Annotated in this window: 17 protein-coding genes; 4 read left to right on the top strand and 13 right to left on the bottom strand. The window is 72.1% G+C overall.

The window, feature by feature from the left end; translation table 11 throughout:
- Window positions 1–14: 14 nt before the first annotated feature.
- The 12 genes from ACN27J_RS13275 to sbnA all read right to left on the bottom strand — a co-directional run bounded on the left by ACN27J_RS13275 (window position 15) and on the right by sbnA (window position 17,339).
- Window positions 15–6,380: an SDR family NAD(P)-dependent oxidoreductase gene (locus ACN27J_RS13275; protein WP_421366433.1), complete on the bottom strand. Its 6,366-nt coding sequence runs from the start codon at window positions 6,378–6,380 to the stop codon at window positions 15–17.
- A gap of 76 nt (window positions 6,381–6,456) precedes the next feature.
- On the bottom strand, window positions 6,457–7,719 hold the full coding sequence (locus tag ACN27J_RS13270; RefSeq protein WP_421366431.1) for an FAD-dependent monooxygenase: 1,263 nt from the start codon (window positions 7,717–7,719) through the stop codon (window positions 6,457–6,459).
- Window positions 7,716–7,985: an acyl carrier protein gene (locus ACN27J_RS13265; RefSeq protein ID WP_421366430.1), complete on the bottom strand. Its 270-nt coding sequence runs from the start codon at window positions 7,983–7,985 to the stop codon at window positions 7,716–7,718. The genes ACN27J_RS13270 and ACN27J_RS13265 overlap by 4 nt, the downstream gene beginning before the upstream one ends.
- Window positions 7,975–9,999, bottom strand: coding sequence for an HAD-IIIC family phosphatase (locus ACN27J_RS13260; RefSeq protein ID WP_421366428.1), 2,025 nt, complete (start codon window positions 9,997–9,999; stop codon window positions 7,975–7,977). Before ACN27J_RS13260 ends, ACN27J_RS13265 begins: the two co-directional genes overlap by 11 nt.
- Window positions 9,989–11,059, bottom strand: a complete 1,071-nt coding sequence (locus tag ACN27J_RS13255) for a 3-oxoacyl-ACP synthase III family protein (protein WP_421366426.1) — start codon at window positions 11,057–11,059, stop codon at window positions 9,989–9,991. The genes ACN27J_RS13260 and ACN27J_RS13255 overlap by 11 nt, the downstream gene beginning before the upstream one ends.
- A gap of 91 nt (window positions 11,060–11,150) precedes the next feature.
- A complete protein-coding gene (sbnB, locus tag ACN27J_RS13250) occupies window positions 11,151–12,176 on the bottom strand; it encodes a 2,3-diaminopropionate biosynthesis protein SbnB (protein WP_421366424.1) in 1,026 nt (341 codons plus the stop codon).
- Window positions 12,177–12,274: 98 nt separating this feature from the next.
- The gene (locus tag ACN27J_RS13245) at window positions 12,275–12,487 is read right to left on the bottom strand and encodes an MbtH family protein (protein ID WP_416568969.1); all 213 of its coding nucleotides are present in this window, start codon (window positions 12,485–12,487) and stop codon (window positions 12,275–12,277) included.
- Entirely contained in the window at window positions 12,484–14,328 is a 1,845-nt protein-coding gene (locus ACN27J_RS13240) for a non-ribosomal peptide synthetase (RefSeq protein ID WP_421366422.1), read from the bottom strand. The genes ACN27J_RS13245 and ACN27J_RS13240 overlap by 4 nt, the downstream gene beginning before the upstream one ends.
- Window positions 14,325–14,855 carry a hypothetical protein gene (locus ACN27J_RS13235; RefSeq protein WP_421366420.1) on the bottom strand — a complete coding sequence of 177 codons (531 nt, stop codon included), beginning with the start codon at window positions 14,853–14,855 and terminating at the stop codon, window positions 14,325–14,327. The genes ACN27J_RS13240 and ACN27J_RS13235 overlap by 4 nt, the downstream gene beginning before the upstream one ends.
- 2 nt (window positions 14,856–14,857) lie before the next feature.
- Complete coding sequence (locus ACN27J_RS13230) at window positions 14,858–15,373, bottom strand: GNAT family N-acetyltransferase (RefSeq protein ID WP_421366418.1); 516 nt, start codon at window positions 15,371–15,373, stop codon at window positions 14,858–14,860.
- Window positions 15,374–15,378: 5 nt separating this feature from the next.
- A complete protein-coding gene (locus ACN27J_RS13225; RefSeq protein WP_278171022.1) occupies window positions 15,379–16,335 on the bottom strand; it encodes a TauD/TfdA family dioxygenase in 957 nt (318 codons plus the stop codon).
- 17 nt (window positions 16,336–16,352) lie between these two features.
- Window positions 16,353–17,339, bottom strand: coding sequence for a 2,3-diaminopropionate biosynthesis protein SbnA (gene sbnA / locus ACN27J_RS13220; RefSeq protein WP_421372221.1), 987 nt, complete (start codon window positions 17,337–17,339; stop codon window positions 16,353–16,355).
- Between the two features lie 273 nt (window positions 17,340–17,612).
- Between sbnA and ACN27J_RS13215 the strand changes: the two genes are divergently transcribed.
- The 4 genes from ACN27J_RS13215 (at window position 17,613) to ACN27J_RS13200 (ending at window position 22,715) form a co-directional block, all read left to right on the top strand.
- A complete protein-coding gene (locus tag ACN27J_RS13215) occupies window positions 17,613–20,081 on the top strand; it encodes a beta-ketoacyl synthase N-terminal-like domain-containing protein (RefSeq protein ID WP_421366416.1) in 2,469 nt (822 codons plus the stop codon).
- On the top strand, window positions 20,078–20,872 hold the full coding sequence (locus tag ACN27J_RS13210) for a thioesterase II family protein (protein WP_421366415.1): 795 nt from the start codon (window positions 20,078–20,080) through the stop codon (window positions 20,870–20,872). Before ACN27J_RS13215 ends, ACN27J_RS13210 begins: the two co-directional genes overlap by 4 nt.
- Window positions 20,873–20,956: 84 nt before the next feature.
- Complete coding sequence (locus tag ACN27J_RS13205) at window positions 20,957–21,754, top strand: AfsR/SARP family transcriptional regulator (RefSeq protein WP_278171018.1); 798 nt, start codon at window positions 20,957–20,959, stop codon at window positions 21,752–21,754.
- Window positions 21,755–22,091: 337 nt separating this feature from the next.
- Window positions 22,092–22,715 (top strand): response regulator, encoded by a 624-nt coding sequence (locus ACN27J_RS13200; RefSeq protein ID WP_123603269.1) that lies wholly within the window; start codon window positions 22,092–22,094, stop codon window positions 22,713–22,715.
- Between the two features lie 78 nt (window positions 22,716–22,793).
- Here ACN27J_RS13200 and ACN27J_RS13195 read toward each other — a convergent pair whose 3' ends face one another.
- Complete coding sequence (locus tag ACN27J_RS13195; RefSeq protein WP_421366412.1) at window positions 22,794–23,819, bottom strand: ketoacyl-ACP synthase III family protein; 1,026 nt, start codon at window positions 23,817–23,819, stop codon at window positions 22,794–22,796.
- Between the last annotated feature and the right edge of the window lie 173 nt (window positions 23,820–23,992).

Raw genomic sequence — 23,992 nt, 5'->3', positions numbered from 1 at the left:
CAGGTCGCAGGTCGCTACTCGGTGGCGGGCACGGCGTCGGATGCGGGCACGGCGTCGGGTGCCGGCACCGGCCGCTCGTCGCCGCCGGCGGGCAGCCGGTCGCAGAGCATGCCGGTCAGCGCGCCCGACGTGCCGTACGTCCACAGCAGGGTCGGCGACAGCTTCAGGTCGAAGGCCGCCTCCAGTCGGTTGCGCAGTTCCAGACTCATCAGCGAGTCCAGGCCGAGCGCCTTGAACGGGGTGTCCCGGTCGATCACCGTCGGGTCGATCCGCAGCACCCGGCCGGTGAGTTCCCGTACCTTGGCCTCGACCAGCGGGGCCCGGTCGTCGGCCGGGGTGTTGCGCAGCTGGTCGAGGAACTGCCCGCCATCACCGCCGGCCGCTGCCGCTGCCCGGCCGGCGCGCAGCTCCTGCCAGCTGGGCAGCGCGGCGGTGTCGGGGTAGGCGTCGAACCATTGCCGCAGATTGAGTGGCAGGTAGCCGACGACCGTGGCGTCGGTGGTGAGCAGCCGGGTCAACGCCGGCCAGGCCTGCTCGGCGGGGAAGCTGCCCATGCCGCGTTCCGCCAGCCGGTCACCGCGGTTGCCGTCCCGGGCGGCGAGCCCGACCCCGGCGAACGGCCCCCACTGCACCGACAGCGCGGCGAGCCCGCGTCGGCGACGGTCCTCAGCGAGCCCGTCGAGGTACGCGTTCGCGGCCGCGTATGCCGCCTGCCCGGCGTTGCCGACCAGCGCGGCGGCCGAACTGAACAGGACGAACAGGTCCAGCGGATCGGTGCCGGTGAGGGCGTCCAGGTGTCGGGCCCCGTCGACCTTGGGGGCGAGCACCCGGTCGAGCTGCCCGCTGTGCAGTGTGGCGATGGTGGCGTCGTCCAGTACGCCGGCTGCGTGTACCACCCCGCGTAGCGGCGGCAGGTCGGCGCGTACCTGGGTGAGCACGTCGGCCAGCGCGGTCTGGTCGGCGACGTCGACCTGGTAGGTGCGTACCTGGACGCCGCCGCGCCGGACCGCGTCGATGCGCGCGGCGGCGTCGGCGTCCGGCGCGGAGCGGCCGAGCAGCGCGATCGCCCCGCCGCCGGCGGCGGCGACGAACTCCGCCAGGGACAGCCCCAGCGCGCCGAGGCCACCGGTGATCAGGTAGGTGCCGTCGTCGCGGAACCGGCCGTCGGGCAGCGGCTCGGGCGCCACCGACGCCACACTGTCCGGCCGGCTGAGCACGAACTTGCCGATGTGCCGCCCCTGCGACATTTCCCGGAGCGCCTCGGCGGCCTGGTCGAACGGGTAGCCGATCACCGGAAGCCGGCCGAGCTGGCCGGTACGGACCAGCTCCCACACCTGCCCGAACTGTTCGGTGAACCGGGCCGGCCGGCGTTGCATCAGACCGGCCACGTCGACCGAGGCAAGCGAGATTCCCTTACGGAACGCGCTCAACGAGATGGTGCGGTCGGCGTAGATGTCCTTCTTGCCGACCTCGATGAACCGGCCATCCTCGGCCAGCACGTCCAGGCCACGGGTGATCGCCGCGCCGGTCAGCGAGTTGAGGATCACGTCGCAGCCGCGTCCGCCGGTCGCCGTCAGCACCTGCTCGGCCCAGGACAGGTCGCGGGAGTCGAACACGTGCCGGATGCCGAGCCGGCGCAGGTGTTCCCGTTTGCTCTCGGTGCCGGCGGTGGCGATCACCTCGGCACCGAGGTGCCGGGCGACGGCGATCGCGGCCAACCCCAGCCCGCCAGCGGCCGAGTGCACCAGGACGGTGTCGCCGGGGCCGGTTCGGCCCAGCTCGACGAGTCCGTACCAGGCGGTCACCCCGACCAGTGGCAGCGCCGCCGCGTCCTCATCGGACAGCTCCGGCGGGATCGGCCGGACCCGGCCGGTGCTGACGGTGACGTGCGAGGCCAGGGCACCGAAGACGCAGGCGACCACCCGGTCCCCGACGGCGAGGCCGGTCACCCCGGCACCCACTGCGGTGACCCGGCCGGCGCATTCGCCGCCGAGCAGCCCGGCCCCGACCGGGTCGGGGTAGGTGCCGACGGCCTTCATCACGTCGATGAAGTTCAGCGCCGCAGCGGTTACCTCGACCTCGACCTCACCGGGGCCGGGGCGTCGGCGGCGTAGTGGGCGGAACTCCAGGCCGTCCCAGCCGCCGGCGCGGGCCGGGATGAGCCGGAACGGCTGACGCGGGGTACGCCAGCGCGGCCGCGTACCGTCGGCGACCCGGTCCAGGTCGGCCCGGCCGGTGGCCAGGATGCGGCCGACGTACCGGCCGTCGGGGCGCAGCACCACCTGGTCGTCGCCGTCGGCCGCACCGAGCTCGGCGACCAGCGCGGCGGCGGTGTCGGTCGACTGAGTGCCGGCGGAACCGGCGGTGCCGGCCGTCCCGGGCAGATCGATGACGGTCGCGGCGAGCTCCGGGTGCTCCCGGCGCAGCACCCGGGCGAAACCCCAGAACAGGGCGGCGCCCGGGTCCGGCCGGTCGGCCGCCGTCGCGGTCTGGGCGTCCACGGTGACCAGCACCAGTCGGGGCGGCACCGGGCGGCCCAGGCAGGCCCGGACCAGGTCCGCCAGCTCGGCGAGGGCCTGCCGCTGACGGTCCAGGCCGGCCGGGGCGGCCGGTGCCAGGTAGACGAGGCCGGTCAGGTCGCCGTCGCGTACCGCGTCGACATCGCCGTCGGCGGCCGGCACGTCCGCGTCGGCGCCGACCCGGCGCAGCTCGGCTGCGACGCCGTCGGCGGCGGTGCCGCTGGCGTCACCGGAGCCGACGATCAGCCAGCGGCCGTCGGGCGCACCCGGCTGCTGCACCGGTCGGGGCAGGAACCGCAGTTGGTGCAGCAGCCCGCCGTCGGGATCGGCCGGCCCGGACACGTCCAGCTCCTGCAACGTCAGCCGGTGCAGGCTGAGCAGCGGGGTCCGGTCGGCGTCGTAGAGGTGCACGTCGTACCGGCCGTCGTCGTGACGGAACACGTACGACCAGGCCGCGACGGTCGGCTCGGCGAGTTCGCCGTGCACATCGATCCGGTCCACCCCGGTCGGTACCACGGTCGCCGGGCCGGCGTGCAGTGCCAGACTGACCTGCAGCGCCGCGTCCAGCAGCGCCGGGTGCAGCGGGTACGCCGCCGCCCCGGCCCGGCACCGGGCGGGCAGCGCCAGCTCGGCGAGTGCCCAGTCGGCGCCGTGGCGTAGCCGCCGGATCCCCTGGAAGGCCGGCCCGTAGCGCAGCCCGCGCTGGTGGCAGCCGGCGTAGAAGGTCTCCGGGTCGACCTCGGTCGCCTGGTCGGTGAGCCGCTGCCCGGGAAACTCCATCGGGTCCACCGCCACGGTCGTGTGCCGGACCTGGGCGGTGGCGTGCCGGAACCAGCTGGCGCCGTCAGCGCCGAGCGACTGCAGCACGAACGAACCGCCCTCGGTCACGTCGTCGCGCCACAGCAGGCCGAGCCGGGCCGGTCCGTCGGCCAGCGTAAGATCACTGTGGAACGTGATGCGGTGCAGGGTGGTCGGTAGCTGATCGGTACGGGCCCGGCCGGTCCCGAGACCGAGCACGATCATCGCGGCACCCGGCACCACGACCGCGTCGTGCACCCGGTGGTCGTCGAGCCAGGGCTGGTCGTCGACGCCGAGTTCCAGCTCCGCCTGCCACAGGTCGGTCTCCGACGGGGACGGCACCAGGGCGATCTCGGTGCCGGCGGTACGGGAGCGTCGCCGGGCCGCCGGCGGCCAGTGCGCCGACCGCTGCCACGGGTAGCCGGGCAGGTCGACGCCGAACCCGTCGGGCAGCGCGGCGAACGGGGCCAGCCCGGCGACGTAGCCGCGGCCGAACGCGGCAGCAAGGTCGGCCGGGGTGCCCTGGTCGCGGCGCAGCGTGGACAGCACCCGCGGCGGATCCTGCCGGGCCGCCGCGAGCTGCTCCAACGCCGGCACCAGTACCGGGTGCGGGCTGATCTCCACAACGTGGGTGACGCCGTCGTCGAACAGTCGACCCATCGTGTCGTGGAACTGCACCGGCTGGCGCAGGTTGTCCACCCAGTAGCGGGCGTCCATTTCCGGCCCGGCCAGCGGGGCGACCCGGACCGTCGACATCAGCTCGACCTCGCCCTGACCGGGCCGCACCTCGTGCAGCGCGGCGAGCAGATCGTCGGTGAGCGCGTCCATCTGCGGGCTGTGTGAGGCGTAGTCGACGTCGACCAGCCGGCAGAAGACCTCGTCGGCGTCGAGCAGCTCCTTGAGGGTGAGCACCGCCTCGGTCTCGCCGGACAGCACGCACGAGTTGGGACCGTTGTGCACCGCCAGGGAGACCAGCTCCTCGAAGCCGGCGAGCGCGTCGAGCGCCGCGTCCCGGTCCAGCGAGACGGCGAGCATCCGGCCGTTGCCCGAGGTACGCAGCGCGAGCGCGCTGCGCCGGGCCACCACCATCGCGGCGTCGGAGTAGCTGAGGATGCCGGCCACCGTGGCGGCGGCGACCTCGCCCTGGCTGTGCCCGACGACCACATCCGGCACGACACCGTTGGCCCGCCACAGCTCGGCCAGCCCGACCGAGGTGGCCCACAGGGTTGGCTGCAGCATGTCCACCCGGGACAGCCAGCCGTCCCCGGCGGCACCCGAGACGACCTGGGCCAGGTCCCAGTCGACGTACGGCCGCAGCGCGTCGGCGCACCGGTCGATGACTTTCGCGAATGTCGGCACCTCGGCGTAGAGCCGCTGTCCCATCGCTGCCCACTGGGCGCCCTGGCCGGGGAAGACGAACGCGGTCCGGCCGGCGGTGTCGGCTCGTCCGGCGGCCACCCCGGCGAGGTCCGCCTGCGGATCGTCCAGGTGGGCATCGATCAGCGTCACGGCCGTTTCGGCGTCCGCCGCGACCACGGCGGTACGCAGCGGGAAGTGGTCGCGGCGGTGCGCCAGCGCACCGGCGAGTCGCTGCGGCTCGGCCCCGGCGGCGAGCCGGTCACGCAGGTCACGCAGGCGCTGGGTCAGGGCCTGGTTGGTGTGCGCGGAGACCGGCAGGACGGCCGGCACCGCCGGACCGGTCGCGGTGGTGGCCGGCGCCGCGCGGCGGTTCGTGCCGGCCGGCGGGTCGGCGACCACGACGTGTGCGTTCGTGCCTCCCCAGCCGAACGAGTTGACGCCGAGGCAGACGGCCTCGTCGACCGGCAGCGGCAGCGGCTCGCGGACCAGCTGCAGGTTGAGGCCGGCGAAGTCGATGGCGGGGTTGAGCTCGGCGGAGTGCAGGCTGGGCGGCACCACCCGGTGTTCGATGGCGAGCAGCACCTTGACCAGGCCGGCGAGCCCGGCGGCCGCCTCGGCGTGCCCGATGTTGGTCTTCACCGAGCCGATGGCCAACGGAGTACCCACCTGACCGCCGTCACCGGCACCGTCACCGGCGCGGGCGCCGGCCCGGCCGAGGATCCGGCCGATGGCGCCGGCCTCGATCGGGTCGCCCCGGCCGGTGCCGGTGCCGTGCGCCTCGACGTAGCGCAGCCGGTCGACCACGCCGTCCAGCCCCTGGTACGCCCGGCGCAGCAGGTCCTCCTGACCGGCCGGGTTCGGGGTCACCAGGCTCTCCCCGCCGCCGTCGTTGTTCACCACGGTGCGCACGATGACGCCGCGGATCCGATCGCCGTCGGCGATCGCCCGGTCGAGCCGCTTGAGCATCAGCGCCGAGACGCACTCGGCCCGGACGAACCCGTCGGCGGTGGCCGAGAACGCCTTGCACCGACCCTCCGGGGAGAGCCCACCGAAGGCGGTCAGCCCGATGGACACGTCGGGGGCGAGGATCAGGTTGACCCCGCCGACCAGCGCCGCGTCGGTCTCGCCGGCGCGCAATGCCTGACCGGCCAGGTGCAACGCCACCAGCGACGACGAACACCCGGTCTCGACGACCAGTGACGGCCCGGTCAGTCGCAGGAAGTACGAGACCCGGGCGGCGATCACGTCCAGGGCGTTGCCGACCGCGCTGTGCGTGGTGGCCCCCAGGCCGCGTTCCTTGCGCAGGATCTCGTAGTCGTGCCAGGAAGCTCCGACGTAGACCCCGGTACGGGAGCCGCGCAGTCCGGCCGCCGGCTGGCCGGCGTCCTCCAGGGTCCGCCAGACGGTCTCCAGCATCAGCCGCTGCTGCGGGTCGATGTCCTCGGCCTCCCGGGGGGAGATCCCGAAGAAGCCGGGGTCGAACAGGTCGACTTCGTCGACGAATCCGCCGACGTCCTGAACGTGCCGTTCCGGGTCGAGCTGGGCGCTGGCGTCCCACCGGTCGCCGGGCACCGGGGCGATCGCGTCGCCCCGGTCGCGGAGCAGCCGCCAGAAGCTGTCCACGTCCGGTGCCTGGGGAAACCGGCCGGCCATGCCGACGACCGCGATGAGCTGGGTCGGGTCGGTACCGTCGTTGTCGAACATAGCGAGACCGCCTCGGGAGACAGGGGTGCGGGAGCAGGTTCGGGTCTGATGTGGTACGGGTACGGGCCGGGTGAGGTCAGTCGCCGGTGCCCACTGCGGGTCCGGTCCGGACGTCCTCGGCGAGATCCGCCGGGTCGATCTGGTGCGGCGCGTTGAGCACGCTGCCGAAGATCCGGTACTTCAGCGGCAGCACGTCGAGGGTCCGGTAGCGGGCCCGACGCAGCAGTACGCCGACGGTGCCGCCCTGAGCCAGAGCGGACTCCTGGATCCGTTGGAACCGGGTGACGAACGCCTTGTGCCGCTGCCGTTGCGTGACGAAGTCGGCGGTGTCGGCGGCGGTGACGACCGGGCCGCGGTCCGCTGCCAGCGCGGCGGCGATCACCGGGGTGAGGCAGACGGCGTCCTGGATGGCCACGTTCACGCCCTGGCCGAGGATCGGTGTGCAGGTGTGCGAGGCGTCGCCGACCAGGATCAGCCCGTCTCGGCTCCACTGCGGCACCTCGGCGGTGAAGATCTCCAGGAACGAGGTGTCGTCCCAGGTCCGCAGGTGTTGCTGGACAAGCGGAGCGAGCCGGGGGTCGAGGGCGGCCACCACCGAACGGAACGCGTCGAAGCCGGCCTTGCGCAGCGCGCCGAGGCTGCGTTTCGGCAGGTTGGTGCCGATCCGCAGCGAGTCGGGGAAGGTGGGCAGCACCACCAGGTGCCGGTCCCGGTTGATCACCAGCTCGGCCTGTTGCCCCCACTGCGGTGGCCGGGGCAGCCGGAACGACAGGAAGTCGCGGGCCATCTGCTGCACGTCGGCGGTGAGCCCGGCGGCGTGCCGTACCTTGGAGAACCGTCCGTCGGCGCCCACCACGAGCCGGGCCCGGACCTCGACCGACGAGCCGTCGCGGCGGCGCAGCCAGGCACCGCGGATCGCACCGTCCTGCTCGATCAACCGGGTGAAGGTGGTCCCGAACTGGTAGTCGAACCCGCGATGCTGCTGCCCGGCGTCAATGAAGATCTTGATCAGGGCGGGCTGCGGGATGTCGATCGGCACCTCGCCGACGCCGAAGCGGCGGTAGTCGACGTGCATCACCCGCCGCCCCTCCATCCGCATGGTGACGCCCTCGGTCGGCAGGTAGCCGTGGCCGTCCAGCGCCGGGCCGAAGCCCAGCCGGCGCAGGGTCACCACCGACGGGGCGGCGATCGTCTCGCCGCGGAACTCGCGCTCCAGGCTGGTCTGCCGCTCGGCCACCAGCACGTCGATCCCGCGCCGGGCCAACAGGTGACCGAGCAGCGCGCCGGCCGGTCCGCCGCCGACGACCAGGACGTCGGTCTGCATCGTCTGGTCGCTCACCGGACCGGCCCTTCGCTCGCCGGGACCGGTGCGACCAGCGCCGCCAGGTCGGCGACGGTGGTGGCGGTGGTGAACCGTTCGTAGTCCACCGACGCGCCGCTGCTGCGTTCCAGGTAGACCAGCACCCGCAGGGCGTTCACGGAGTCCCAGCCGTCGATCGCGGTCAGCGGGGTGTCGGCGGTGACCTGCTCGGACTCCAGGTCCAGCAGGTCCGCGAGGATGTCGGCGATCAGATCGACGCCGGAGTCAGGCCGGTCAGCGGACATCGAAGGGCTCCTCGTTGTTGGTGATCTCGATCCAGCCGGGCAGCTCGACGAGGTCGCGCAGTTCGTGGCGGAACTCGGCGGCACCCGCCGGCTCGGTGGCGGCGGCGGTGCGGTCGGCGTCAACGGTGCGGTCGGCGTCAACGGTGCGGTTGGCGGTGTCGGTCGGGTCGACGGGGTGGAAACCGAGCCGTGGATAGAAGTCGGCGAACCGGGCGTTGCGCTCGGTGCGGCGGAAGCTGCCGTACACGGCCGGCACCCCCCGGGCGACCGCGCTGCGCAGCACCAGGCCGACGATCGCTCCTTCCACGTCCCGGGAGAAGACCCGGCAGCTGAGGACAAGGTTGTCGATGCTCCAGGCGCCGTCGGTGCGTCGGGTCAGGGCCAGCGCCGCGATCAGCCCGTTGTCACCGAACCGGTCGGTCAACCGGGCACCGTAGAAGGCCGTGGCGCCGCTGCCGGCCGGACCACTGTCGCCGCCGACGTCGCCGCCGGACGGGTCGGCCCCGTCGCCCAGCTCGGCGGTGCCGTACCGGATCCCGGTGAGGTTGAACTGGTTGGTCTTGGCGAACAGTTGGGTGATCCGGCCCGCGTTGTGCCGGTCCAGCGGCTGCACGGTGAGCCGGGACTCCAGCCCGGCCAGGTAGTCGTCCAGGCTGCCGGCGTCCCGGACCAGCTCCCGTCGGCGGGCGCTGGCCTGGTACATCGCGACCCGTTGGCGGTCCTCGTCGGTGAGGCTGAGCACGGTGAAGTCGCCCCGGGCGGCGAGGCGGTGGGCGTACCCGGCCGGCTCGCCCGGCAGGTCGACGGTGCCGACCTGCGGTGCGAGCCGGTGCATCAGGTCCCGCTCGGCCGGGTTGTCGTCGACGAACACCAGCGCGTCGAGACCGATGTTGAGCTCCTCGGCGATCGCCCGCAGGTTGTCCGGCTTCGGCTCCCAGTTGATCCGGGTAGCTACGAAGGTGTCCGGCCGGAGCACCATCTCGGGGTGCCGGGCCAGCGCCTCTACCGCGACGTCGTGGTCGTTCTTGGAGGCGACGGCGAGCAGTACGCCCTGCGCCGCCAGGTCCCGGGCCAGCTCCTGCAGTTCGGTGTGCGCCGAACCGGGGTAGCCGCCACCCACCGTGACGGCGTCCGGGCCGATGTCACCGACCACCCCGCTCCACAGCGTCTCGTCGAGGTCGAGCACCAGGCACTTGGCGGCCCGGCCGAGGTCAGCGGCGGCGACCCGGGCCAGCTCGTGGGCGAAGGCCGACAGATAGCCGGGGGAGTACGCGTGGCCGGCGACGTGGCGCATCCGGTCGTCGGCGAACGTGCTCCCGGCCCGCTCGGCCAGGTCCGCCGTTGACAGGACGACCGTCGCCGGATGGTCGGCGGCGAGTTCGGCGATCGCGGCGTTCATCCGCGACCAGACCGCGTCGAGCCGGGCCCGGGCGGCGTAGCTGATCAGCCGGTGCCGGCGCAGCGGATGCAGCGGTACGGTGCCGAGCACGGTCAGCCCGCCGAGCACCTGCCGGCACGCGGTGAGCCAGGACGCCAGCTCGGCCGGGAACGCGGCGCACCGGGCGGCGATCTCGTCGACGTCGACCGGGTCGGCCAGCCCGGACAGTACGGCAGAGTCGTCGAGCAGCAGGGCGACGATCCGGGGCCGCAGCTCGGCGAGGTCCGGCGCGCCGGCGGCGATCTCCAGCCGCCACTGGTCGAAGCCGGCGGTGCGGATCTCGGGCAGTATCGCGTACCGCACGCCAGCCGCGGTGAGCAGCGCCGGCAGCGGGTCGAGCGTGGCGCTGCCGAGCAGCGCGATCCGGGTCGGCGCCAGCTCGGCGCGCAGCTGGTCAGCGGCCCGGCGGCCGCGCAGCAGCGAGCCGGCGGCCTCCAGGTCGAGCGGGTCGGTGAGCCGGTCCAGGAGCGGCCGTAGCCGCCGGACGTCGCCGGCCGACCCGGCCCGGATCAGCGCCCGCAGCTCGGCCAGCGGCGGGCCGGCCGACGTCGGCGCGGAGATACTGTCAACGGACATCGTCGGCCTCCTCGGGCCGGTGCCGCAGCGCCATTCCGGTCAGCACCCACTTGGACGACTCGACGGTGGTGACCAGCAGCCGCCCGCCGATGCCGGTGCCCGCCGCGATCCGCCGCATCGCCCGGTTGAGCTGGATGAACGGCAGCGCGTTGCCGTTGTTGCCGGTGTCGGCGACGCAGCTGACCGCCTGCTCGGGCCGAACCCCGAGGTAGCGCCGGATCTTCTCGGTCATCACCCCGTTGAGCTGGGGGATCAGCAGGTGTTCGACGTCGTCGACGGGCCAGCCGGTGACCGCGACCAGCTCGTCGAGGATCGCCCGGGCGGCCTCCGGCACGTGCTGCTCGATCGCCTTGTAGTCCTCCTCGGACATTGCTTCGCGGACCGGTTCGCCGCGCGGACCGGCGACCGTCGGCGCGCCCTCCGCGCCGTACCAGCGGACGATCTGCGCCGGCGACCGGCCCTTGCCGACGGTCCGGGTGAACAGGTGCTCGACGACCAGTCCCGGCCCGTCGGTGCCGGCGTCCACCACGGCCGCCCCGGCCCCGTCGCCGAACAGCGCGAAGCTCACCATCTCGGCCGGCCGCAGCTGGGCGATCGCACCGTCCGACGGCCACAGGTTGCGGCAGGTGTCGGCCCCGATGACCAGGCCGCGCCGCAGCTCTCCGGCGGCGAGCAGGGCACGTGCCGTGTAGAGGCCCTGCAGGGCGCCGGCGCATCCCGAGGTGAGCTGGAAGGTCGGGATGTCGTTGAGTCCGAGCCGGTCGGCGACCAGGTTGACGGTGGCCGGCATCAGGTGGTCGGGCGACGCGGTGGTCAGGATGACGAAGTCGAGGCTGGCCGGGTCCAGACCGGACCGCAGGAGGGCCTGCTCGCCGGCGGCGGTGGCCAGGTCGCTGGTGGACCGGGGCACCCCGGGCGGGCCGTCCGGCCGACAGAAGTATCGGGTGCGGTTGCCGGTCATCGCGTCCAGCCACCGTTCGTGCAGGCCGAACCGGGCGGCCATGTCCGCGTTGGTGACCGGCTCGCCGGGAAGTACCTCACTGAGGGATACCAGTCGCACGGCTGCGTCCTTACGTCGGTTCGTGCGGGTACGGGGATCGGGTTGCCGGCGGGTCAGGTTGCGACCTGCCGGCTACGGCGCCGGGGCCGGGTCAGCCGTACCGGCTGACGTCGTGGAAGAAGCCGGGCACGCTGTGCAGTCCGCCGGCCGCCGCGATGCTGTCGTAGACGTGCTTGGCGAGCACCAGGTCCAGCACTCCGAGCCCGAACGGGGAGAAGATCACCGGCTGGTCGGCGGGTACGTCGATCCGCCCGGTCAGCACGTCGTCCAAGGTGCCGGCGACGAACCGCCGGTGCCCCACCCGCTGCTCGGTCAGGTGCACCGAGGTGTCCGCCTTCATACAGTGCTCGACGTCGTCGACCACGTTCGTCGAGGCGAGGATCAGCTCCGGGGACAGGTCACGCAGCGAGACGTGCAGCACCAGCGGATGGTGGGCGAGCAGCTGCGGGTCGGACAGGTGGGGCCGGCCGGCGACGGTGGCGAAGACGATCAGCGGGTACGACCGGACCAGCTCCTCGGCGTTGCCGTACAGCTGGACGTCGTCGTGCCCGCCGCGGACCAGATGGTCGCGGAACCCGCCGGCGTGCTCGGCGGACAGGTCGTACAGCCCGACGCTGTCGAACTCGCACCCGTTGCCGACCAGGTAGGTGTGGATGTAGCGGGCGATCAGGCCGGTGCCGACGAAGCCGACCCGGCGCGGCACCCCGCCGCGGGCGGCGGACAGCCGCAGCGCGGCGGACGCGGCGGACGCGGCGGTCCGGGTCGCGCTGATGATCGACGACTCCAGGCAGGCGATCGGATACCCGGTCTCGTAGTCGTTGAGAACCAGCACGGCCGAGGCCCGGGGGATCCCGCCGGCGACGTTGTCCGGGAAGCTGGAGATCCACTTCATGCCGTGTACCTCGACCTTGCCCCGTACCGAAGCGGGCAGCGCGATGATCCGGCTGTTCGGGCGGTCCGGGAACCGCAGGAAGTACGAGTCCGGGTTGGTGGTTTCCCCGGCTCCGTGCAGCCGGTACGCGGACTCGATCAGCTCGGTGACCTCCGGCTCACGTCCACTGATCGTGTCGTGCACCTGGGCGCCGGAGATGACGGCGAAGGGCGGAATCTCTGCCATGGGGTGGTGTGCTCCGTCGTTCGGGACCGCCTCGTCGGGGCGGCGGTCGTCGGCGTACGACCGGCCGGGTCGGGCACCCGGCCGGTCGTCGGGTCCGGTCAGTCGGTCGAGCGCGCCGCCATCGCCCGGCGCAGACCGGCCGGGCGCAGGTCGGTCCAGGTTTCGTCGACGTGTGCCGTGCACTCGTCCTCGGTGCCCTCGAATCCGGCCGGTCGCCACCCGCCGGGTGCCGGTCGGGCGGCAGGGAAGAGCCCGTACTGCTCCTCGTCGTTGACCAGCACGGCCCACCGCTCGACGGGTTCGCCACTCATGCCGGGGCCACCTGGTTGAGCCGTTCGTTGACCGCCTCGGTGAAACCGGCGAAGGTCGGGTTGCGGAACAGCAGTTGGGTGGGCACCTTGACGCCACCCAGTTCGGCCCGCAGCCGGCTGGCGACCTGCATCGCGCTCAGCGAGTGACCGCCGATGTCGAAGAAGTCGTCGGTGTCGCTGATCGTGTCGATCTTCAGAATCTCGCACCAGACGGTGCGTACCGTCTCGGCGGCGTCAACTGGCATCGGAGGCTCCTCGTCGTTGTCGGGTCCTGGTCCGTCCGGACCGGACGTCAGGCGGTTGATCAGTGCGCCCCGGTCGGCCTTGCCGCCGACGGTCAACGGGATCGTGTCGACCACCGTGTAGTTGCCCGGGCGCATCCAGGACGGCAGCTGGCTGGCGGCGTGTTCGCGTACCGCGGCCAGGTCGGCACCCGGGCGCAGCCGGACCACGGCGGACAGTTGGCCGCTGTCCACCTCCGGGTGGTACAGCACCACCGCGCGGGCGACCCCCGGATGGTCGGCGATCACCGCCTCGATCTCACCCAGCTCCACCCGGTGTCCCCGGATCTTGATCTGGTCGTCGGTGCGACCGATGTAGCGCAGCGTGCCGTCCGGCTGGCGGACCACCCGGTCACCGGTGCGGTACATCCGGGCACCGTCGTCGGCGAGCGGATCCGGGACGAACTTCGCCGCGGTCAGCCCCGGCCGTCCCGAGTAGCCACGGGCCAGGTACGGGCCGGCGACGCACAGCTCACCGGGGGTGCCGTCGGGCACCGGTGACAGCGTCGCGTCGACGATGCGGGCCTGCACCCCGGCCAGCGGGCGGCCGATGTGCGGCGGCTCGCCCGGCACGATCGGGGTGCCGGCCACGTTCACCGCGGCCTCGGTCGGGCCGTACAGGTTCATCGCCGTCAGCACCCCGTCGGAGATCAACTGCTCCAGGGTGGCCCACAGCGGCGGCGGCACCGCCTCACCGGCGATGAACAGCCGGAGGAACCGGTCCTTGGCGGCCACCGTGGCCAGCTCCTCGATCAGCATCTGGGCGTGCGACGGCGTCATGTCGGCCTCGCTGAGCCGGTGCTCGACCATGAACTCCGCGAACTCCTCCGCGTCGCGGCGCATGTCGTCGGTGAGCACCCCGACCGTGTCGCCCCGCAGCACCCGGACCCACTCCTGCACCGACGCGTCGAAGGCCACCGAGGCGTTCCAGGCCAACCGGGCGCCGGGCGGGCCGAAGAAGCCGCCCTGCTCCATGCCGTTGAGGAAGCTGACCAGCGCCCGGTGGGAGATCTCCACTCCCTTGGGCCGGCCGGTCGACCCCGAGGTGAAGATGACGTACGCCAGGTTGTCCGGATGCAGCGGCACCGGCGCGGTACGCGGATGCGCTTCCCAGTCGATCCGGTCGAGGACCACCGGGTCGCCGACGCCGGTGTCCGGCACCGACCCGATCAGGTCGGCGTGGGTGATCGTGGTGACCAGGTCCGCGTCCCGGGCGATGCGGGCCAGCCGCTGCGCCGGCTGCTCCGGGTCGAACGGAACGTAGACGGCACCGGCCTTCAGGATGCCGAGGATCGCCACCAGCAGGTCGACCGACCGGGGCAGCAGCACCCCGACGGCGCGTTCCGGGCCGGCGCCCCGACCGGCCAGGATGCCGGCGAGTCGGTCGCTGCGGTCGTCGAGCTGCGCGTAGCTGAGCCGGCCGTCGGTCGCGATCACCGCGTCCCGGTCCGGGTGGGCGGCGACCACCTCCTGGAACGCGGCGATCGCCGACCCGTGCCACTCCGGCCGGCCGCGCCGGTCGGCGGGTGCCGCGGCGGGCGCTTCAACTGTCTGGGTCATCGGGTGGCCGCCTCCTGCTGCGCGGCGACCTGCGCCAGCAGCGCCTCGGTGTCCTGCAGCGGACCGGCCTCGGTCTGCAGCACCACCCGCCACCGGTCGTGGTCACGCAGCCAGCAGGTGACGTGCACGAAGGTGATCGTGGTCTCGGCCGAGTCGAAGCGGACCACCTCGAGGATCTGGCCGCTGATGCAGTTCTGCACCACCGACTTGATCGGCGTGACGTGCAGCGTCCAGGTCGGCTCGTCGAAGTACTCGCGCAGAATGCGCCCCCACGCATCCCGGTTCATCCCGACGGTCCCGTCGGCGCCGAGCCCGGTGGCGTTCTCGTTGATGAAGAACGAGATGAACTTGTCGTAGTCCCGCTCGGCGAACGCCCGGTCGAACTCCTCGCCGGCGACGGTCAGCTCCGCGACACAGCGGGGGCATCCCGCGTCACCGGCCTGGCCGGCGGTGAACGCGGTCTGCGGGGCGGCCGCACCGGCCAGCGGCGCCGCCTGCGGATCGATAACCGCGAGCTTCTCTCGCATCGTTACTCCTGTCTCGGTGTGGTCGGCGGTTGCGGGGTGTGCCGCATCAGCAGCAGCACCCCGTCGGGGCACATCGGGTCGGGGATCGTCCCGTCCGGCATGAAGCCCTCGGACGCGTACAGCGTGCGGCCCCTGGTGTTGTCCGGCTTGACGTCCAGCCAGACCTGGCGGGCGCCGTGGACCCGGTAGGCCCGGTCCACCGCGGCGCGGAACAGCCGGCGCCCGTACCCCGCGCCCCGGTGCCGGTGCGACACCACGATGCGGCGCAGTTCGACGACGCGGTCCGGCCGGCGCAGCCCGGCCAGCACGACGAAACCCACCACCGAGGTGCCGGCCTCGGCGACGATCTGTTCCTGGTCCGGATCGGCGTGGGCCCGCTCGTGATAGGCCAGGCCGGTGATGCCGAGGTACCGGGTCGTCTCCGGCCCCTGCTCGATCCCGACCAGCGCGTCGAGTTCGTCGACGGTGGCCGGCCGGACGCCGAACTCGGTCGGGACGTCCGTCGTGGGGGGTGCCACGGCGGTTACGGCTCGACCGGCGCGTCGGAGGCCTCCGCCATCGCGATGGCGATCCGGCGGCCGCCGGTGAACGGCTCCCGACCGTGCGCGGTGAGCATGTTGTCGATCACCACGAGGTCGTCGGCCCGCCAGTCGAACCGGGTCAGCGCCGCGCGGTACGCCTCCTGCAGGTGCTTCATCACGTCGTCGGGGATCCGCGCGCCGTCGCCGTAGTAGCTGTTCGTCGGCAGGTTCTCTTCGCCGTACATCTCCAGCATCTCCTCCTGGTAGACCTGCGGCAGGGTGCTGATGTGGAAGAACGTGGCGTGGTTGAACCAGACCGGTTCGCCGGTCACCGGGTGCGGGTGCACGGGCTCGCGGACCGCCCGGGTACGCAGCCCGTCGGTGCCGATCCATTCGACGTCGATGCCCTGGCTGCGGCAGTACCGCTCGACCTGCGACCGGTCCTCGGTGTCGTAGAAGTACTGCCAACTGCCGCCCATTTCACTGAACGTGCGCACGTACATCCACTTGCGCCGGATGAACTCCTCGGCCACCGACGGGTCGATGTGCCGGTAGACCTCACGGACGTCGGCGAACGGGGTAGCACCCTGGGTCTCGGCCGGCTGCAGGCAGTAGAAGAACACCTTCATCGGCCACTGCGCCTGGTAGGAGCACTCGTTGTGCAGGAAGATCTCCTCGGTCGGCGGGTAGTCGGTCGAAGTGAAGACGTTGCCGGAGAGGCTGCTGCGCGGCGACGTCCGCTCGGTGTAGTCCAGCGGAGCGCCGGACAGCGCTCGGACCACGTCGTGCAGTCCGTCGACGCCACCCACCTCGAAGCCACGGAACATCGCCGCCCCGGTACGGGTGATGAGCGAACGGATCTCCGCCCGGTTCTCCTTGATGACGTCGAGAATCGACAGGCCGTTGTCCGGTTCGATGACTGCGGGGAGGCTCTGCCCCGGCAGTGCGGTTACCAACATGGTTTCCCCTTCGCTGATCAGTGCCGGCCGGCGGCGGCGATCCCGGACTCTTTCCACAGGTGTGACACGTCGCCGAAGTTCTGTTGAACCCACTGGTCGGAATAGATGGTGTTGAGGTAGCGCTCGCCGCGGTCGGGAAAGACGAGAACGCAGGTCGCGCCGGCCGGAATGTGGTCGCGGAACCGTTCCAACGCCGAGATGACCCCGCCGGAGGATCCGCCGGCGAGAATCGCCTCCCGGGCCATCAGCCGCCGGCAGCCGACGACGCAGTCGAGGTCGGAGACGTGCACCACCGGGTACGTCCCGGTGGTGGCCAGCAGCGGCGGTCGCGCCGACGCGCCGTGGCCCGGGATCAGCCGGTGCCGGCTCTCGTCACCGAAGATCGCGCTGCCGACCGCGTCGACGGCGACCACCCGGGTGGCCAGCGCCTGCTCCCGGACGTAGTCGAGCACCCCGGTCAGCGTGCCGCAGGTGCTGGTGGCACAGAAGATGAAGTCCGGCGGGGCCGGCAGAGCGGCGATGATCTCCCGCATCGTTCGGTGGTGCGCGGCCGGGTTGAGCGGGTTGGCGTACTGATTGGGCCAGTAACCTTCCGGATGCTCGGCCAGCAGCTCGCGGACCCGGCGGATGCGTTCCGGCAGGTACTCTCCGGTGACCGGGTCGGGCCGGTCGATGATCTCGATTTCGGCCTGGAACGCCCGGAGGATGGCGATGTTCTGCGCGGTCGTCTTGGCGTCGACCACGCAGATGAAGCGCAGTCCGAAGTAGCGGCAGACCTGGGCGATGCCGATCGCCAGGTTGCCGGAGCTGGATTCGATGACCACCGAACGGTTCGGCACCAGTTCCGCCGCGTGGATCTTGTGGAGCAGCATGTTCAATGCGGTGCGGTCCTTGATGCTGCCGCCCGGATTCGCCAACTCCAGTTTCGCGAACACCCGCGCCGGAATGTCTCGCAGCAGGCCGTTCAGCTCGACCAGCGGCGTATCCCCGATACATCCGAGAATCCCTTGCACGCTGCGTTGAACCCCTTGCTCGGTGCGTTGGGTCACGTCGCCCCCTCTGGTCGCGCCATTCGTGCCGACCGGTCACCTCGGACCGCGTACGCATTGCGGTTCAGGCGTGAACGGCAACGAGTCTTGCCGGGGATGCTTGAGTGAACCTTGACGCTCTCGCAGGCCGGCGGTGCGGCCGGCGGTCCCAAGGTCCACTCAAGCGCCGCCGGTTACGTTCGGCCAGCTTCGATCACCATCCCCGGCCAACGGACATCGAGGATCGACGTGGAGACAACAGACCTGCGTACGCTTGTCGAAGAGCAACTGCGACTGTCGCACCGGCTGCGGGCGAGGATCCGCGAGCTGGAAGCCGAGCGCGCGGCACCCCTGGCCGTCGTCGGGACGGCGCTGCGCTTCCCCGGCGGCGTAACCACCCCCGAGCAGTACTGGGAGTCGCTCACCGGCCCGGCGTCCGGGCCGCAGGAGATCCCGACCGACCGGCCGGGCCTACGCTCGGTGCACCACCCGGAAGTGGGTCGGCCCGGCCGTTCCTACGTGGAACGGGCCGGCTTCCTGGCCGACGTGGCCAGCTTCGACCCGGACTTCTTCGGTATCTCGCAACGGGAGGCCGAGTCGCTGGATCCGCAGCAGCGGCTGTTGCTGGAGACCTCGTGGGAGGCGCTGGAACGGGCCGGCGTCGCGGTCCGCCGGGCCGACCGGCTGGACGCCGGCGTCTTCGTCGGCCTGATGGCCGCCGAGTACGGCGAACGGTTCACCGACGCCGACCCGGACCGGCTCGACCCGTACTTCGGCACCGGCGGCGGGCACTGCTTCGCCGCCGGCCGGATCAGCTACGCGCTCGGACTGCGCGGCCCGGCGGTCACCCTCGACACCGCCTGCTCGTCGTCGCTGGTGGCGCTGCACTCCGCAGCCCGCAGCCTGCGGTCGGGGGAGTGCCGGTACGCGCTGGTCGGCGGGGCGAATCTGATCTTCTCGCCGAGGCTGATGGTGTCGCTGTGCCAGAGTCGGGCGCTCGCCCCGGACGGCAGGTCCAAGCCGTTCACCGCCGCCGCCGACGGCTACGGCCGCGGCGAGGGTGTCGCCACGGTGGTGCTGATGCGGTTGGCCGACGCGGTCGCTGAGGGCCGGCCGGTGCTGGCGGTGGTGCGTGGCAGCGCGGTCAACCACGACGGCGCCTCGTCCGGCTTGACCGTGCCGAACGGTCCGGCGCAGCAGGAGGTGATTCGGGCCGCCCTGCGTGACGCCGGGGCCGATCCGGCCGAGGTGAGCTACGTCGAGGCGCACGGCACCGGCACCGCGTTGGGCGACCCGATCGAGGTCGCCGCGCTCGACGCGGTGTACGGCCGGCGGCGGTCCGACGCCCGGCCCCGGCTGCTGGTGAGCAGCGTCAAGGCCCGACTGGGTCACCTGGAGGCGGCCGCCGGCCTGGCCGGGCTGATCAAACTGGTGCTGATGCTGCGTCACGAGCGGATCGTCGCCGACGTGCCGGAGGCCGACGGGCCGCTGAACCCGCTCGTCCCGTGGGCGGACGGTCGGATCGAGATACCGCGCCGGGCGGCCGACTGGTCCGGCGCCGGGCGGATCGCCGGGATCAGCGCGTTCGGGCTGAGCGGTACCAACGCGCACGTGATCGTCCAGGCGGCGGACCCGGCCCCGGCCCGGCCGTCGGACCCGACGGCCCAGCCGGGGCGTCCGGAGCTGCTGGTGCTGTCCGCCCGCAGCCCGCAGGCGCTGCAGACGCTCGCCGCCTCGGTCGGCACCTACCTCTTCCGTAGCGACCCGGCCGAGCTGTCCTCGGTGTGCCACACGTTGCGCGCCGGGCGGGCGCCGTTGGCGTACCGGCTGGCGGTCACCGGGACGTCGGCGCGCGACCTCGCCCGCAAGGTCAGTCTCGCTGTCGACGCCGTGCCGGAGCCGGCCGGTCCGCTGTCCGGCGCGGCCCTGGTGCTGCACCCCGCGGCCGCGGACGCGTTGGTCAAGGGGGTCGCGGCGATCGCCTCGGAGCTGCCGCTGCTGACCGACGAGGGCCGGGCACCGGAGCTCGACCCGGCAGGTTGGCTGACCGGGGCGCTGGACCTGCTCGGCGTACCGACGGTCGTACGGCAACCGAACGCGGACTCTGCCGGCCCCGGCGCCGAACATGTCCACCCTGCGCTGCTTGATCTCGGCGACCAGCGGGTGGCGCTGGTGCCGGCCGATCCGGACCGGGCGACCGCCGTGTTCCTCGATGCGTTGGCGGCGTTGTTCCGGGCCGGCGCCGAACTGCGGATGGACCGGCTGCGGGCGCCGGACGCCCGGTTCGTCGGGGACCTGCCGACCTATCCGTTCCAGCGACGCCGCTGCTGGGTGCCGGAGCCGGTGGCACCGTCGCCAGCCACACGCGACTCCGGTGCCGCCGCGCTGCCGGACGGAGTCCGGCCGCCGTCCCAGAACGCCGTCGGGCCGGCTGCGGACGCCGTCGGGCCGGCCCCGGATGCGGCCGATCAGGCCGCGGTGGAGAGCTTCCTACGTACGGAGCTGGCCGAGGTGCTGAAGGCGAACGGCGAATTGGACCTGCGGCTGACCTTCGCCGAGCTGGGTGGCGACTCGTTCACCGCGATGCTGTTCCTCAGCCGGGTGCAGGAGTGCTACCAGCTCGACGGGGCCAGCGCCGAGCTCGCCGTGGACGAGCCGCTGTCGGCGTTGCTCGCCGGCCTGGCCCGGGACGTCGCCAGCGCGGCGGTGCGGGGATGAGCCGGTTCGTCCGGCCCCGTCCGGCCGGTGACGCCACCCTGCGTTTCATCGCCTTCCACCACGCCGGTGGATCCGCCGCTGGCTACCACCCGTTGGCCAGGGAACTGCCGCCGGACTGGGAGGTGCTGCTGCTGGACCTGCCGGGGCGGGGCCGACGGTACGCCGAACCGCCGCTGCGGGCGATGACCGCCGTCGTCGACGAGGCGACCCGAGCGGTGTCACCGCACGCCGATCGGCCGTACGTGCTGTTCGGGCACAGCATGGGTGCGGTCGTCGCGGTCGAGGTCGGGCGCCGGCTGTCGACGGTCGGCGCGGCACCGCTGTGGGTGGGGGTGTCCGGGCGGGCGGCCCCGACGACGCCCACCCCGCCGGTGCCCGGTCTCGGTCGGCTCGGCGACCTGGCCGACGCCGAGCTGCTGGAGGTCCTGCTGGGCCTCGGTGGCACGCCACACCGGCTGCTCGAGCTGCCGGAGATGCGGGAGCAGTTTCTCCGGGTCGCGCGTGCCGATCTGCAGGCGGTCGACTCGTACCGGCCCGAGCCGGACCGCTCGCCGCTGCCCTGCCCGCTGACCGTGTTCAGCGGGCTGACCGACTCCTGGGCACCGCTGGACTGCCTGCCGGCCTGGCAGGTGGAGACCGCTCACCAGCTGCGTCAGTGCTTCTTCCCGGGTGGACACTTCTACTTCCACGGCACGGCGTACCCGCACCTCGCCCGGGAGATCCGTACCGAGGTGACGGCCGTGCGGGGCGCGGCCGAGCAACGGCATGAGTTCTTCACGGTCGGCAGGTGATGGTGTCACTGGATCCGTGCCCCGATCCGTCGCAGACTGTTTTCAATGAGTTGCCAAGTCTGATGGCGAATCGGGGAACGAGTCATGCGAATCAACCTGCTCGGACCATTGCAGGCGACAATTGACCAGACGTCGATCGTGCCGTCTGCGGCCAAGCCGTGCCAGATTCTGGCATTGTTGGCCCTGAACGGCGACCGGCTGGTCACCAAATCCGCGATCTTCGAGGAACTCTGGGAGAACAACCCGCCACACAGCGCCACGACCACCCTGCATACCTACATCCACCAGCTCCGGCGGCAGATCAGCCGGGCGATGGCCGGCGACCCGTCGGGCGATTCTCGTGACGTTCTGGTGACCGAACGTGGTGGCTATTCGCTGCGGATGTCCGGCGGCCTCACCGACGTGCAGGAGTTTCAACGGTTGGGCCGGGCCGGCAGTGCGGCCTTCGAGCGGCGTGACTACCACGCCGCGAGCAGCCGGCTCGGCGACGCCCTCGCGCTGTGGCGGGCGCCGATGCTGTCGGACATCCAGTTCGGACCGCAGCTGGCCATGCACGCGCTGTCCCTCGGCGACCTGCGGCTCGCCGCACTGGACCGGCGGATCGAGGCCGACCTGCAGCTGGGCCGGCACCTGGAGGTACTGGGGGAGCTGCGTGCCCTCACCGCCCAGCATCCGCTCAACGAGAGCTTCGCCGCTCACTACATGACGGCGCTCTATCTGTCCGGTGACGTCGGTACGGCGCTCGGGGAGTTCCGCCGGATCCGTACGCTGCTCGTCGCCGAGCTGGGTGTCGAGCCGGCGCGTCGGCTGCACGAGCTGCAGCAGGTGATCCTCAGTGGAGGCGTTCCGCTGTCGGGGCGTGACCTGGTCGGCGCGGCGTAGCCGGCAGAGCCGCACCCCGAGCGACACATGGGTCCGGGTAAATTCGGTATATTCCGGCCTAACCCGCTTCCGTTGCCGGCAATAGTTGAAGGCAGGGGGTACCCTGTGGTCGGTCGCTGAGTCGGCGGATGGGGTCAATAACGCGGACCCAATGTCGGAACGCGGACCTGATGTCGGTTTTGGGAGGGAAGCGCGGGTGAGGTCTTCAGCCCTTTTCGGTGGAGCCTGAAATCGGCGTGCCGGAAATGGTGGCCCCGCCCGCGTGGCTGATCGCGGCATTAGTACGGTGCGTCGTCGACCGTGACGCAGCGGTCGTGCAGGAGGCGGGAAACGAGTCATGCAGACGTGCCCGTTGCGGGTCCTACTGGCTGAGGACGTCCACATGGTCCGTGGGGCGCTGGTCGCCCTGCTCGAACTGCAACCGGACATCCAGGTTGTCGCTCAGGTCGAGCGGGGCGACGCGATCCTGCCGGCCGCGCTGACCCACCGTCCGGACGTGGCGATCATCGACGTCAACCTGCCCGGGATCGACGGCCTCTCGGCGGCGATGCTGGTACACGACCAGCTTCCCAGCTGCCGAACGCTGATCCTCACCGGTATCGACCGGCCGGGGATGCTGCGGCGCAGCCTGGAAGCGGGGGTGACCGGTCTGATGCTCAAGCACGCCCCACCCGCCAGTCTCGCCGAAGCGGTGCGCGAGGTTGCCGCCGGGCGACGGGTGGTCGACTCGCAGATCGCCCTTGCCGCGTTGAACGAGCGGTCCACGAGCCCGCTCTCGCCCCGGGAGATCGAGATCCTCAAGCTGACGGCGAACGGGCACTCGGCGAAGGAGATCGCCGCGATGCTCTATCTCTCGGCAGGAACCGTCCGTAACCACCTGACCTCTATCGCCACCAAACTCGATGCCCGTACCCGGGTCGACGCGGTGCGGATCGCCCGGGATGCCGGCTGGATTCTCTGATCCGGCCGGCATCCCGACGCCGGGCCGGACGCCCCGGCCGGCCCGGTACCCGCGGACCGGGACCGGACCGGGCGCGGATCAGACGAACTCCAGCACCGCAACCGTCCACATGAATCCGATGCCAGCGCCGACGGTGATCAGCTTGTCGCCGGACTTCGGCTGGTTGGTCTCGACCAGGTGGTTGATCCCGCCGATCTGGTCGCTGTTGCCCATGTGTCCGAGGTCGCGCCCCCACTCATAGGTCGTCCGGGCCGGGTCGAGGCCGAGTGACTTGTGGAAGCCCCACTCGACGATCGGCTGGATCAGATTGGCGTGCACGAACCAGTCGGCTTCGGTGACGCTGGTCCCCGCCTCGGTCACTGCCTGGTCGAGCACACTGGTCAGCTTCTGGTTGACCAACTCGAGGGCGTCGTCGTAGGCGTCCTCGTAGCGCATCAGCCACTCGTCCTTGCGCGCGGTCAGGTCGACCGGCTTGCCGGTGTCGAACGGCGCCCAGGTCCACGGCCCACCACCCCGGTACAGCGGCTCCAGGCTCGGCTCGGTGGTGCTCGCCGTCGCCAGCAGCCGGGCGAAGCCCTGCCGCTTGGACAGCACCAGGGCGCTGCCCGCGTCGCCGAAGATGGTCTGGTCGTCGCTCTTCCAGCGGTCGATGTACGGCAGCCGGAAAGCGTCCCCGGCGGTCAGCAGTGCGGCGGTGGTGTCCGGCCGGGCGGCCAGGTAGGACGCGCCGAGCTCCAGCGCCGCGAGCAGACCGTTGCAGCCCTGTCGCATCTCGATGGTGACCGAGGGGCCGCCGCCGACCGTCTCCTGCTGGACGTAGTGGGCCGGGCTCCACATCTCCCGGCCCTGGTGTGACACGTACCCGTGCAACACCAGGTCGATGTCCTGCGGGTCGTGACCGGAGCGGGACATGGCCTGCCGTCCGGCTGCGGCGGCCATCACCACACCGGCCTCGTCGTCGTTGGCCACCCGTACCGCCCGGATGCCGTTGGTCTCCGCGGCGGAGGCGTCATAGGCGCCGTCGGCGACCGCCTGCTCTGCGGTGTACTGCTGCTCCGGCAGGTACAGCCCGGTGCCGGCCAGATAGATGTTGTCCCAACGCACGGTGCCTCCTTCGGCAAAATCGGTCCACCGACAGCAAACCGGTTGCCACTCGACCGGACCTTGAGCCGGTATGCCGGACGGACCCTGAGCCGATATGCCGGACGGACCCTGAGCCGGTATGCCGGACGGACCCTGAGCCGGTACGTCGGACCGGGCCGGGCACCGACGTGGTG

Source organism: Solwaraspora sp. WMMB762 (assembly GCF_049179115.1).
Taxonomy (GTDB): Bacteria; Actinomycetota; Actinomycetes; order Mycobacteriales; family Micromonosporaceae; genus Micromonospora_E.
The sequence above is the reverse complement of the archived record's forward strand: the minus strand, read 5'-3'. Positions and strand labels throughout refer to the sequence as shown.

Coding starts and splice junctions, on each gene's coding strand:
- ACN27J_RS13275 (WP_421366433.1), bottom strand. CDS start 6,380: ATGTTCGACAACGACGGTACCGACCCGACCCAGCTCATCGCGGTCGTC.
- ACN27J_RS13265 (WP_421366430.1), bottom strand. CDS start 7,985: ATGTCCGCTGACCGGCCTGACTCCGGCGTCGATCTGATCGCCGACATC.
- ACN27J_RS13260 (WP_421366428.1), bottom strand. CDS start 9,999: ATGTCCGTTGACAGTATCTCCGCGCCGACGTCGGCCGGCCCGCCGCTG.
- sbnB (WP_421366424.1), bottom strand. CDS start 12,176: ATGGCAGAGATTCCGCCCTTCGCCGTCATCTCCGGCGCCCAGGTGCAC.
- ACN27J_RS13245 (WP_416568969.1), bottom strand. CDS start 12,487: ATGAGTGGCGAACCCGTCGAGCGGTGGGCCGTGCTGGTCAACGACGAG.
- ACN27J_RS13240 (WP_421366422.1), bottom strand. CDS start 14,328: ATGACCCAGACAGTTGAAGCGCCCGCCGCGGCACCCGCCGACCGGCGC.
- ACN27J_RS13235 (WP_421366420.1), bottom strand. CDS start 14,855: ATGCGAGAGAAGCTCGCGGTTATCGATCCGCAGGCGGCGCCGCTGGCC.
- ACN27J_RS13225 (WP_278171022.1), bottom strand. CDS start 16,335: ATGTTGGTAACCGCACTGCCGGGGCAGAGCCTCCCCGCAGTCATCGAA.
- ACN27J_RS13210 (WP_421366415.1), top strand. CDS start 20,078: ATGAGCCGGTTCGTCCGGCCCCGTCCGGCCGGTGACGCCACCCTGCGT.
- ACN27J_RS13205 (WP_278171018.1), top strand. CDS start 20,957: ATGCGAATCAACCTGCTCGGACCATTGCAGGCGACAATTGACCAGACG.
- ACN27J_RS13200 (WP_123603269.1), top strand. CDS start 22,092: ATGCAGACGTGCCCGTTGCGGGTCCTACTGGCTGAGGACGTCCACATG.